This window comes from Mesobacillus boroniphilus JCM 21738, from assembly GCF_000517385.1.
In the GTDB taxonomy this organism is placed as follows: Bacteria; Bacillota; Bacilli; order Bacillales; family Cytobacillaceae; genus Mesobacillus; species Mesobacillus boroniphilus.
The window spans coordinates 1-11,126 of record NZ_BAUW01000012.1 but is presented as its reverse complement, the minus strand read 5'-3'; the positions used below and the strand labels follow the sequence as shown (position 1 = coordinate 11,126).

Annotated in this window: 15 protein-coding genes, 2 pseudogenes and 1 other annotated feature; of the genes and pseudogenes, 12 read left to right on the top strand and 5 right to left on the bottom strand. The window is 40.3% G+C overall.

The genetic code is table 11. The annotated features are described in order from the left end of the window. The first annotated feature begins 374 nt into the window (after window positions 1-374). The 11 genes from JCM21738_RS05750 (at window position 375) to proS (ending at window position 8,040) form a co-directional block, all read left to right on the top strand. Window positions 375-866, top strand: coding sequence for an alpha/beta fold hydrolase (locus tag JCM21738_RS05750; protein ID WP_023614549.1), 492 nt, complete (start codon window positions 375-377; stop codon window positions 864-866). A 405-nt stretch (window positions 867-1,271) separates the two neighbouring features. Next, window positions 1,272-1,439: a hypothetical protein gene (locus JCM21738_RS24205; RefSeq protein WP_159101419.1), complete on the top strand. Its 168-nt coding sequence runs from the start codon at window positions 1,272-1,274 to the stop codon at window positions 1,437-1,439. Window positions 1,440-1,527: 88 nt separating this feature from the next. Beyond that, a complete protein-coding gene (locus tag JCM21738_RS23805; protein ID WP_023614547.1) occupies window positions 1,528-1,704 on the top strand; it encodes a hypothetical protein in 177 nt (58 codons plus the stop codon). A gap of 181 nt (window positions 1,705-1,885) precedes the next feature. Then, window positions 1,886-2,347 carry a hypothetical protein gene (locus JCM21738_RS22295; RefSeq protein ID WP_052019581.1) on the top strand — a complete coding sequence of 154 codons (462 nt, stop codon included), beginning with the start codon at window positions 1,886-1,888 and terminating at the stop codon, window positions 2,345-2,347. 1 nt (window position 2,348) lies between these two features. Next, window positions 2,349-2,903, top strand: coding sequence for an STAS domain-containing protein (locus tag JCM21738_RS22290; RefSeq protein ID WP_052019580.1), 555 nt, complete (start codon window positions 2,349-2,351; stop codon window positions 2,901-2,903). A gap of 203 nt (window positions 2,904-3,106) precedes the next feature. Beyond that, the gene (locus JCM21738_RS05740) at window positions 3,107-3,334 is read left to right on the top strand and encodes a hypothetical protein (protein WP_023614545.1); all 228 of its coding nucleotides are present in this window, start codon (window positions 3,107-3,109) and stop codon (window positions 3,332-3,334) included. A 139-nt stretch (window positions 3,335-3,473) separates the two neighbouring features. Beyond that, window positions 3,474-3,899 carry a DMT family transporter gene (locus JCM21738_RS05735; RefSeq protein ID WP_023614544.1) on the top strand — a complete coding sequence of 142 codons (426 nt, stop codon included), beginning with the start codon at window positions 3,474-3,476 and terminating at the stop codon, window positions 3,897-3,899. A 39-nt stretch (window positions 3,900-3,938) separates the two neighbouring features. Further along, window positions 3,939-4,637: a Crp/Fnr family transcriptional regulator gene (locus JCM21738_RS05730; RefSeq protein WP_023614543.1), complete on the top strand. Its 699-nt coding sequence runs from the start codon at window positions 3,939-3,941 to the stop codon at window positions 4,635-4,637. Window positions 4,638-4,649: 12 nt separating this feature from the next. Further along, the gene (locus JCM21738_RS05725) at window positions 4,650-5,156 is read left to right on the top strand and encodes a DMT family transporter (protein ID WP_023614542.1); all 507 of its coding nucleotides are present in this window, start codon (window positions 4,650-4,652) and stop codon (window positions 5,154-5,156) included. 156 nt (window positions 5,157-5,312) lie between these two features. Beyond that, window positions 5,313-6,140: an STAS domain-containing protein gene (locus tag JCM21738_RS05720; RefSeq protein WP_023614541.1), complete on the top strand. Its 828-nt coding sequence runs from the start codon at window positions 5,313-5,315 to the stop codon at window positions 6,138-6,140. A 197-nt stretch (window positions 6,141-6,337) separates the two neighbouring features. After that, window positions 6,338-6,549 (top strand) — a binding site (T-box leader). A 54-nt stretch (window positions 6,550-6,603) separates the two neighbouring features. Then, the gene (gene proS / locus JCM21738_RS05715) at window positions 6,604-8,040 is read left to right on the top strand and encodes a proline--tRNA ligase (RefSeq protein ID WP_023614540.1); all 1,437 of its coding nucleotides are present in this window, start codon (window positions 6,604-6,606) and stop codon (window positions 8,038-8,040) included. 81 nt (window positions 8,041-8,121) lie between these two features. Here the strand turns inward: proS and JCM21738_RS05710 are convergent, their stop codons facing one another. The 4 genes and pseudogenes from JCM21738_RS05710 to JCM21738_RS05700 all read right to left on the bottom strand — a co-directional run bounded on the left by JCM21738_RS05710 (window position 8,122) and on the right by JCM21738_RS05700 (window position 9,797). Next, a complete protein-coding gene (locus JCM21738_RS05710) occupies window positions 8,122-8,793 on the bottom strand; it encodes a DUF4030 domain-containing protein (RefSeq protein WP_148296064.1) in 672 nt (223 codons plus the stop codon). Further along, a pseudogene (locus tag JCM21738_RS05705) lies at window positions 8,709-9,050 on the bottom strand (DUF4179 domain-containing protein); the annotation flags it as partial. The gene JCM21738_RS05710 and the pseudogene JCM21738_RS05705, both read right to left, overlap by 85 nt. A gap of 53 nt (window positions 9,051-9,103) precedes the next feature. Further along, on the bottom strand, window positions 9,104-9,229 hold the full coding sequence (locus JCM21738_RS26635) for a hypothetical protein (RefSeq protein ID WP_256360177.1): 126 nt from the start codon (window positions 9,227-9,229) through the stop codon (window positions 9,104-9,106). Next, window positions 9,219-9,797 (bottom strand): RNA polymerase sigma factor, encoded by a 579-nt coding sequence (locus JCM21738_RS05700; RefSeq protein ID WP_023614538.1) that lies wholly within the window; start codon window positions 9,795-9,797, stop codon window positions 9,219-9,221. The genes JCM21738_RS26635 and JCM21738_RS05700 overlap by 11 nt, the downstream gene beginning before the upstream one ends. A gap of 263 nt (window positions 9,798-10,060) precedes the next feature. Between JCM21738_RS05700 and JCM21738_RS05695 the strand changes: the two genes are divergently transcribed. Beyond that, the gene (locus tag JCM21738_RS05695) at window positions 10,061-10,843 is read left to right on the top strand and encodes a GNAT family N-acetyltransferase (protein WP_023614537.1); all 783 of its coding nucleotides are present in this window, start codon (window positions 10,061-10,063) and stop codon (window positions 10,841-10,843) included. 71 nt (window positions 10,844-10,914) lie between these two features. Here the strand turns inward: JCM21738_RS05695 and JCM21738_RS05690 are convergent. Further along, window positions 10,915-11,126: pseudogene (locus tag JCM21738_RS05690) on the bottom strand (hypothetical protein); the annotation flags it as partial.

Genomic DNA, 11,126 nt, shown 5'->3' with positions numbered 1-11,126 from the left:
CAGGAGTCGCCATAACTATAGAATGGATATCTGTTAAATTTCATGTTTTTACATATACCGGCTGGAATTTGTTTTTATCCTTTTTGGTTTATTTAGTTGTATTTGCCGCTAACATTTGGCTTACAAACTTTACTGAAAAGAAACATCCTCCAAATGGACTTAAACAAGTTGATACAAAATGATACCAAAGGTTATAACAGCAAAAGAGTATTAAAGAAAAGCGAATTAAATATCATACAACTCATTTTTTAAAAAAAGTTTTCATTTAGTACTTCACGGTGAACTTACCACAACTTAGGTAATTCCTTGTTATTCACCAATCAGGCACATGAGTGAACAAGAAATTCCCTGAATTGGGGGCTTAGTTTAGGATCATGAAGGGGGCGGCTGCTAGGAAATATGCCAATTCATCCTCTGAATGTATTTATCATCCTGACCACCCGCAGTTCGACCGAATGCAGCAACTTATTGAGACTTTAAAACGCCCTGATTTATCACCTAGTGAAAGGGAGCGCTTCTCTAAAGAGAGAACTAAGCTGTCTTTATTTCATCCGGATAAGTATGATGAATACTTTCCTTTAGGCATACATAAAAAGATGTCTGCTCCAAGAATGGATTTTTTTATTAGGGAAGAAATGATCTTTGATGTCACCCGTGAGTTAGAAAAAATCTCAACTAATACTTTAATATTGAGTGGCCGCCACGATGTACAATGCCCGCTTTCTTTTTCCTTAGAAATGAATGAGTTAATACCAAAATCACAACTTATTGTCTTTAATGAAAGCAATCATTACCCTTTCCTTGAAGAAAAGTCGTTGTTTAGACAAGTCATCTCGACTTACTTAAAAGAAACGGTTTCTTATTAACTGTGGAGTAGGTTACTTCAAAAGTTAACCGCTTTTTTCAGCTCATTTGACCTGAATAAAAGGATATCTAGGATCAGTTTGGTGGAACAGTACAGTTAATGAGATTTATTGCAAGTAACAAGTTGAATTGACCAGCTATTTTTCCGTTGTTCACTGGGAAAGATTTGGGAACTTTTTGCAGATGATTTTCGTATGTAAATAGAGGTGAAAACAGATGTCGAGAAGGCTAAAGCTCAGCTTCTATATAGTGGTTAGCAGCTATGCAGCTCTATCCTAATCGTATTTCTTATGACCGGGAAACTTGATGGTAGTATGGTTGGCACATGGGGATTACTATTAGGCTTTTTACTCTTAATTGCCGCTTTGCCTTTTCACAAGATCTTTTACTTCGGAGGAAGAGGGCTAATGGGTGTGCAATCACCTGAAATACCTGGTGATGAACATCTGCACCATAAGATTCACAAACAATACGAGAAAGAACAAATAGGTCAAAACCAAGCCATCAGTCAGCGACTGGATGTTCTTACAATCGCAGGAATATCCATGATTATAATTGGAGTATTTTTAGTATAAATTGACTTTTTCGTTGATGTGTCAATGGAACTTTTAACAGTGTGTCGGAAATTTGAGAGGGAAATGTGGAACAGGGAGGAGTGTTATCATGTCGGATAAAAAGCCTATTAATGATGCGATGGAACATATGAACAAAATTGAAGGAATCCCAACTGATGTAAATCTGAAAAAGTTGCCTAAGCCGTTAAGGTATTTTGGCTATTTCATGATTGGTTTTTTTACTCTATCGATACTCTTTATCATGATCGCTAATTTGTTAAAATGACAGAAAAGGTGATTTATTAGAGAGTAACTAATTGTTCTGGTGCTAGAAATGGCATTTAAGCTAGTTAATAAGTAAATGGTATGTTTTCTTTGCTTTTCTTGTTCTTCAGACCGACAAATTGGCATTCTATTATTGTTTTAGTTAGAATGGAACTAATTCATACTATTGAGGGAGTATTAATATGGGACATTCTAACCATCAGATAAAAGTGAACAAAAATGAATTTATATGGAATAGCCAGGAAGGGGAACTGACTTTTGATGGTGCCCCGGCTTTGCTTTTCTGGGATTCTGCGATTGAGTTGTTCCTGAATACGATTGAGGAAATTTCCGGAAGCGATGTGTCAACTACTGTATATGAAGTGACCGGATTCCGAATGGGGAAGCTTGTTAGCTCTTATTATGAGGGCAGGACTGATGTGGTAGAGCTGCTGAATGAATATAGTGATATCTACAAAAGCGCAGGCTGGGGAATATTCGAGATTCATGATTACTCTTATGAAGAGAAAAGAGCTGTCGTAAGAATCCGCAATAGCTGGGAACACCGCATTTTCAAGCTGGCTGGTAAAAATAAGGCCGGAGTATTGCTGCCAAGCCATTGCAGGTATTTTCAGCGGACTATTCAAGCAAGACATGTGGTATAAAATGACGAAAAGCCAGCAGGAAGGCTATGAATATGATGAGGTTGAAATCTTCCCATCAACAGTGACCATTTCGCATAACATCCATGAACTTGCAAGAAAGAAAGAGCAGGAAAGTATCATAGAATTGGAAAAGAAGGTAGAGGCCCGAACAGAAGAGCTCTCCTCCTTGATACAAGAGCTCTCTTCGCCAATCATTCCGGTTCTCAAGGGGATTCTCGTCATTCCGTTGATAGGCAAATACAATGAAGAGCGGCTCAGCAATTTGATTGAAAAATCATTGGTAGAACTCACCAAGCTAAAGGCTAAGTACCTTTTGATTGATTTAACAGGGATCAAGAATGTCGATCCTTATACAATCCATGGGATCCAGAAATTAATACAGTCCATCCGTCTAATTGGAGGTCAATGTTTTATTGTAGGTGTATCTGCGGAACTAAGTATCCAAATTTTAAGTTCCAACGTAAAAATTGAGGGAATCCAATCCTTCTCCAGTCTGCAGCAAGGCGTCGAATACGCGATTCAGCAGAATGGATATGAACTGGTGAAAAAGAATTAATATTGAGGCTGAACCGGGAAATGCCTGGTTCAGCTTTTTTTATAGTACTGCAAGCTTTTCTCCACAAACAATAAGAAATGACCAATCTATTAAGCTATGTGATACACCACTTAAAACAAACACGCCTAATGAAGCAAGTTATATACTTCTATAAAGGGAAAGAAATAAAGGAACATACATCGTAGAATAGGAGATGATAGAAAATGAAATTCAAAAATGTACTATTGTCTATCCCATTAGGTGCAGGAATTATGTTGGCCGGTTGTTCTGCGGATGAAGAGCCGCCACCGGAAGATGAAAATAACATGGAAAACATAGAAGAGCAGGAAGATAACCAAGAACCAGATGTAACTGAAGAGCCTAGTGAAGAAAATCCTGACGAAGAAGAACCCGATTTAGATGAAGAACCTAGTGAAGAGGATAATAATTAGTAATGAGGAAAACACCTGTCATTGTACAGGTGTTTTTTGTGGTTAAGGTCAATTCTACTCGTTTTAGGACATATGTCCTTCCTTACCTTCTTGTTCTGTCATTTAATTAATACAAACATGAGGATTTGGGGAGAGAGAAATGAAAGGTTTAATTTTTGCTTTATTAGGGGGAGCTTTTATCACGCTGCAAGGTGTGGCGAATGCGAGGATCAGCCAGGATATTGGTACATGGCAGACGGCTTCGATTACTCAACTTACCGGGTTTTTAGCGGCTTTGTTTGTCTTGACCTTTGCTGTAAAAGGACAATGGCAAGGACTGAGCAGAGTGAGACCCCTATATTTGATTGGCGGTACGTTTGGGGCCATTGTTGTTTTTGGTAACGTCACTGCGATTCATTTTATTGGGGTTACTCTAACAGTTTCTGCGATGTTGATCGCCCAGCTTGCGATGACATTCCTGATTGACCGGAATGGATGGTTCGGGGTAAAGAAACAAAAAATGAGGCTACCACAGCTGATTGGCATTACAATGATGGTAGCAGGTGTGATGATCCTGGGCTGGTAATTGAAGGGATTAACAAGATTAAAGGGGCAGGGAAAGCTTATGAAAGAAATAAAAGCGTCGGAAGAGATAGAAGCGTATCTACGATCTCACCAGATACAATCATTATTTAATGAGGAGATTCTTCCTTACCTAACTTTATTTGAATTTGAAAAAGGGGAGCAGGTCTGTTCCCAGGGTGAGGCTGTTGAGTATCTTTATATACTGGTTAAGGGGAAAGTGAAGATTTTTACCACGTCAGAAGAGGGTAAAACATTGATTCTATCCTTTAAAACTCCGCTTGAAGTCATTGGGGATATTGAATATGTCCAGGAAATTGATACGATCAACACCGTTGAGGCTGTTTCTCCTGTCGTCATGATCGGAGTCCGGCAAAGTGTGCTGCGAAGATTTTTAAAAAATCACTCTCCATTCCTTCAATTTTTGCTAAAGATCATAACGAGAAAATTCTATATCAAATCCCAGTTCATGCGCCATAATATCTTGTACCCTGTTGAGACTAGGTTAGCAAGCTATCTTGTATCCGTCGCCTATGATGAAAACAAAGCGCTGGTCAATGGGAAGGTGAGTACATCGAATCTCACTGACATTGCCAATTTAATTGGAACAAGCTATCGGCATCTTAACCGGGTCATAAAGGAATTCTGCTTAAATGGCCTTGTGGAGCGGGACAGCGGCGCAATCGTAATCAAGGATTTGGAAGGACTTAAGACTCTTGCTAAGGAAAACCTTTATAAATAGGGAGGGTAAATCATGCTTTTAGGCTTACTATTTGCATTAATTGCTGGCACACTTGTCGGCCTGCAGAATATTTTTAACAGCAAGGTCAATGAAAAAGCGGGCTCATGGACGACAACGACATTGGTATTGGGGTTAGGATTCATGGCATCCTTCATCCTCGGCCTGTTCTTTGAAGGGAGCAAAATGTTCGATCTGCAGCAAATGAAAGGTTGGTACTGGTTCAGCGGCTTGCTGGGAATCGGAGTCGTTGCAGGCATCGTCCAGGCAATTAGGTTCCTTGGACCGACCTTTGCGATCTCAATTGTATTGACTTCCCAGCTCGGTTTCGCGGTTTTATGGGATTCATTAGGCTGGATGGGATTGGAGAAGGTACCGTTTACTTTCCAACAATTCCTCGGTGTACTCATCATAATTTCTGGAGCCATTGTCTTTAAGTGGAGCGAAGGAAGGGAAGAGAAAGCTGAGGTTATACCTTCCCGGCATGATTCAAAAGCTGAGGTATCAAAATCAATAGTTTAGTGCTACTTTATAGGGAAATCTTAAACGGTATTTATATTATGCCGTTTTTTCTTATGCCAATAAGTTGACCTAAAATGGTTGAAATTATATTTATCCATATATAAGTGGTATAATTTATAAAAAGAAAAAACGGAACTATTTATAGGAGCTGAACTCGTGAATCCAGTCGAAAGATTTTCTAAATACCTACTTGATCATGCAGATAAAATCAGTAAGGAAATTACCGATTATAATGTGAAAAAACTTGAAATTGAGCTTCCGGCAGAAATCATAGAGGAATCATTAAAAACGAATAAAGCATTCGTTGAATTCCTCGGTAATACACTGAACCTTTCCAAGGAAGATGCGTCTGAGACGTTCATTGCCTGGCATAAAGAAAGGCAAGCGAATCGAAGGGATTATCAATTCAGCTATGAGGAGCTCGCTAGTATTCTGAAGCCCTATGCAGAAACGCGGCTTCAGCTAATTGAAATGTTGACAAAAATTTCAGTTGGAGAGGGGCTTTCAACCGAAGAAGTGGTTTTCGTCAATAACCGAATCAGCTACCTGCTTGATTTAAGTATTACAGAAACGATGATGGAGCGGGAAAGGCTCGCAAACGAACAGAACAAAAGGAATCAAAAAATCATCACTGAGTTGTCATCTCCAATCGTTCCGCTCGAACAAGACATGGCGATACTGCCATTGATCGGCGAGTTTGATTTTGAACGCAGCGACCATATCATGACCCATGTCATTCCGAAGATCAGCGAGCTAAGAATCAAAAACCTGATCATCGACTTCTCAGGAATCGCTATGATCGACGCAGAAATCGCAGCGCGAATCTTCAATATCAATAAAGTCCTGAGGCTGATCGGAATCGAGACGATGCTGACAGGAATCCGCCCTGAACTCGCAGTCGATGTCATCAACACAGGAGTCGACTTCTCTAAATTGAACACATATGGAACAGTTCAGCAGGCGATTTTGGCCAACGCAAAATAAACAAGGTAAAACAAGGCTGCAGTAAAAGGACTGTCGCCTTTAATCAAGGAACTTACTTTTCTCTCGCAAAATGCAGCAGTAAAGGTTCAAATCACCTGTTGGGGAGTTACTATAATCAGTGGGTTTGGAAGCAAAAGGTACGTCCCTACGCTTCTATTTGAAATCCAGATAAAAACTTGGTATATTAATTTATAAATATGTAATCAATGATGTGATCAAGTAAATAAGGATTGTGAATCCAGAGAATATAGCCATGGCTGAAAGCTATATCACCCCTCCTTATTGAACCCTGCCACGGAGATGTTAGCGAAAAACTAACCGGGTCGTTCCGATACAAACTTTTAGAGGATATTCTATGAATATCGAACTAAGGTGGTACCACGTCTACTAGCATAAAGACGTCCTTATTGAGGACTCTTTATGCTTTTTTATTTTCTATTTGATTTTTCAGGAGGAGAAGGACATGTCACAGCAAACAAATGATTTTACGAAATGGTATATTGATACGATTCAGAAAGCGGAATTATTTGATTACACCCCGGTTCGCGGCTGTATTGCTTTTAAGCCGGATGGCTATGAAATCTGGGAACATATTCAGGGAGAAATGGACAAGCGGTTCAAGGAAACAGGCCACCGCAATGCTTATTTCCCAATGCTTATTCCGGAAAGCTTCTTCCAGAAGGAAAAGGATCATATTGAAGGATTCTCGCCAGAACTTCCTTGGGTTACTGAAGCTGCAGGAGAGCAATTAGAAGAACGCCTGGCATTGAGGCCAACTTCGGAAACGATGATAGGGCATCTGTATTCAAATTGGATTAAAAGTTATCGGGACCTTCCAGTCTTGATTAATCAATGGGCAAATGTATTCCGCTGGGAAAAGAAAACTCTCCCATTCATCCGCACTTCTGAATTTTTATGGCAGGAAGGTCACACGGCTCATGTCGACGAGGAAGATGCGCGCAAGGAAACGATGCAAATGTTGAATATATATAAGGAAGTAGTCGAAGGATTGCTTGCGATTCCAGTTTATGATGGCCAAAAAACGCCGTCTGAACGATTTGCCGGTGCTGTTGACACCTATTCGATCGAAGCAATGATGAAGGATGGAAAAGCCGTCCAGGCAGGAACATCCCACTACTTGGGCACGAAATTTGCGGAAGCATTCGATATTAAATACCTGAATAAAGAAAACAAACACACATTTGTACATACAACATCCTGGGGTACGTCCACTCGTTTGATTGGTTCTGTCATCATGGTCCATGGAGACGAACAGGGTCTCGTACTGCCGCCAAGAATCGCGCCGACACAAGTGGTTCTAATCCCAGTGGGCCCTTGGAAAAAGAACCCGGCAATCATCGAGAAACTGGATGAGATCTTTGCCGCTTTAAAAGCAGAAGGCATTCGCGTTCGGCTTGATGATTCCGATCAATCACCAGGATATAAATTCAATGAGTGGGAGTTAAAAGGTGTTCCTGTCCGTATTGAACTAGGACCGCGAGACTTAGATCAAAATCAGGGCTTGATGAAGGCTCGAGATATGGATGAGAAAATTTCTGTGCCATTAGAATCCATGATCGAAAAAGTTAAAAACGAACTAGAAACGATGCAGACTCGTCTGTTCGAAAAAGCAAAAGCGTTCCGTGAAGAGAATTCTCATACTCATATTGATACCCTGGAACAGCTCGAACAGCATATTGCTGAGTCCAAGACAAATGACAAGATCCCAGGATGGGTATTGGCAGGCTGGTGCGGAGACGATGATTGTGAAGCAAGCGTAAAAGAAAAAACAAAATTCACAACACGAAACATCCCATTCAACCCGCCAGCAGAAAAACAGACATGCATCCATTGTGGCAGCGAAGCAAAACACACCGTATGGTTTGCGCGCGCTTATTAAGGAAAGCATAGGGACGTACCTTGTGCTTCAAACTTCTTGAAAAAGACTCAAAAAAGCAAAGGGAAAGATCCCTTTGCTTTTTTAATTAAACTGTTTTTCTTCTATATTAAATTCCTTTTTATCCTTTGTCCTTACGACGATTCTATATGGGTCTTGCTTTACTTTTGGCCATATTTCGTCTGACTTGATGAATTCCTCGGCCATTGTGTAAAGGTCGTTGGCGTGTTCGGCTGCTTCTTTGTCGGTACTTTTCATTTTCATGGTGATGAAAATGGTCATTAACCCATCTTTACTTTTATAGCCGACACCGGATACTTTGTATTTTTTATAGGTCATGAATTCATGCCCAATTCCTGAAACTGCATCACTCCAGCGAGAGTATTGATCTCGTTTGATCACATCAAACTTCCTGATTTTGACCTTTACAGAAGCCTTGTCGTTTGCTGCGAGGGCATCCTCTACAGCTTTTTTGATTTGATCCACTTTTTCCTGTTTTTCGATACTTGGGATTTCAATTTCAACTTCATCTTTCATATAACCGACAGAATTCTGATAATCAAATGGTTCCAGGGCCGCCTGGACGATTTGGAACACTTCATCAGTTTCCTTTTCGATTTCAGCTTGTTCCTGTTTCCATTCTTCGGAAGGCTCGCGATGCTGTCTTACTTTTACATAATAATCCTCGATTCTTGTCCCTTTGAATTCCTTGCTCTTGACCATGGAATGTCCGATTTTGATAACATCGTTTTCCATCTCCTGATACTGTTTTTCTGGGGCATCCAGTATAATGATGATGCTTCATTCTTGCCGCCGACAAACTCGTTCACTTGCTGCACAGGATAGCCTTCTTTTTTCAGAGCCTGAGTCAGTCTCTCTGACAAGTCTAGTTCGGGGCTATTAAAGATTGAGCTTAACGGAGGAATCTTTGATACCACTTTCGCCATCGTAGGGGAAACGAACCCTGAACCAACAAATAACATGAAACTGGCAGCGATCGCGGCAGTCGTTACACCTGCTTTTTTCCAAAATGTCCACTGCTTTTTAAAATCTTTATTGAACCCTTCTAGCTCACGGCCAACCCGTTCACTCCGCTCATCATCAAATTCACCAGCTGCGAATCGGCAGGTAACTCCTTTGTAAACTTTTGCAGCGAATCAGGGATCTGCATTTTATCCTTATCATATCCCATAAGTATTTCCCTCCATTTGAAAGTGGCTATGCTTTTTCACCAGTTCTCCGAGCTTTTTCCTGCCCCGGGACAGCCTTGTTTTTACCGTATTGCTGTTTTCATTGAGAATGACGCTGATCTCTTTCACTGATAAATCTTCAAAGTAAAACAGCAGTAAAGGTATACGCTGTTCATCCTTTAAACGGGTGATGAGCTGTAGTAGTTCTTGCTTTGTTTCACTTTCAACAGCCATATCCTGAGCTGATCCGGATTGCATCTTGGAGATCGCTTCTGGATTTTCTTCAATATCAGAAAACTGATTTCGCTTTTGCTTTCGGTATACATCGATCGAACGGGTATATACGAGCCGGTAAAACCAGGCTTTGAAATGGCGGATTTCCAAATCTCGCATAATACTGAGATAGCAGTCCTCCAGGGCAATCTGGACAGCATCCTCAGCCAGCTCCCGCGAACCAAGTATAAGATAAGCCGTCCGATAAGCAGAAGAAAGCAGACTTTCAACCAAATGGCTGAATGCTTCTCCATTACCTGCCCGAATTTGGTTTATTAATTTCTGTTCCTCACTCAATTGGGCAACCTCCATAAGTTATTTTCACTAGTATGTCGTCCGAAATGGGTATGTTGGTTTCATTTTTTACAAAAAAAGTGCTGAATCAAATTAATTATTAGGTCGACCTACGGACATACGCTGTGCTTGAGCCAGATATTTGAAGGGGTATGTGAAGTCTGTCCTTTATTATTATATAATGGAACAACCCCTAGAATTGGATATTTATGCTAAAATCAAATAAGGGATATTTTCAAAGCAATTGAATGAGGGGAATGAAATACATGTTAGACAGAATACTAGAGTTGGAGTTTGCTTACCTTGCTACCTTTACTGCTCGTCACGACAGGGAGTGGGGTTATCTATTTATAAATGAGGATCAGCCTGTATATTATGATGCGAATCATGCCCATGTACGCCAACCAGTCAATCATCCAGAAAAAGTGGTTGATGAAGTCATTGCCTTTTATCAGGCAAAGAATATTATTCCGAGGTTTTACATATACACTCCGGAAGAACAACCTGAACTGATACGTGAATTGAAATCAAAAGGATTTGGGTATGAGGAATTGCCAAGTCCTGTACAATTATGGGATCAGAAAGTGATTAACCTGGAAAGAAATGATGCAATTTCGATTGAAGAAGTTACGGAAGCAAACTATCAAGAAGCATTAGAAATCGAATGCAGCATCAAAGAAATTGGCGGACGTGAAGTCCGGGAAAAAGCTTTAAAGGAAGAGTTTGATCATCCCGGATATCAACACTTTTTGTTGAGGTACAATGGTGTCGCCTGTTCCACTGCCTGTATTTTTGCTCAGGGCAGACAAGCGCGTATGGAAAGTGTAGCGACTTTAGAAGTATACCGGGGAAAAGGATTAATAGGATATATCATTCAACATATTCAGCAAGAAGTCCAAAAACAAGGCTTTGAAAACTTATGGGTATTTCCTATTAATGAAAGGGTTGAAAAGGTATATAATCGTTATGGCTTTGAAACTGTCATAACACTTACGACAGGACACGCCTTTTTAGGCGGAAAAAGCATTATAGAACTTCAAAATCGTTAATATGCAAAGAAAATGACCTACTCTAGTATTAGTAGGTCATTTCTTATTAAGTGCAGTCTAGTCTTACATTCTTAGTTTCCTGTCTTTTCTATAAAGAAAGTAACAACCACAAATAAAATAAACGCGACAAGCAGCAGGGAGCCGCCGACGATGAAGAGGACCATCACCAATGTATCGTCAAGGTTGAATGGGTTGATGTTGTACATCCACATACCGATCGTGAGTCCCAGTGAGCCAATCATCCCGGTAATAGAATGAATGGCTACTAGTTTTTTAGATTTAA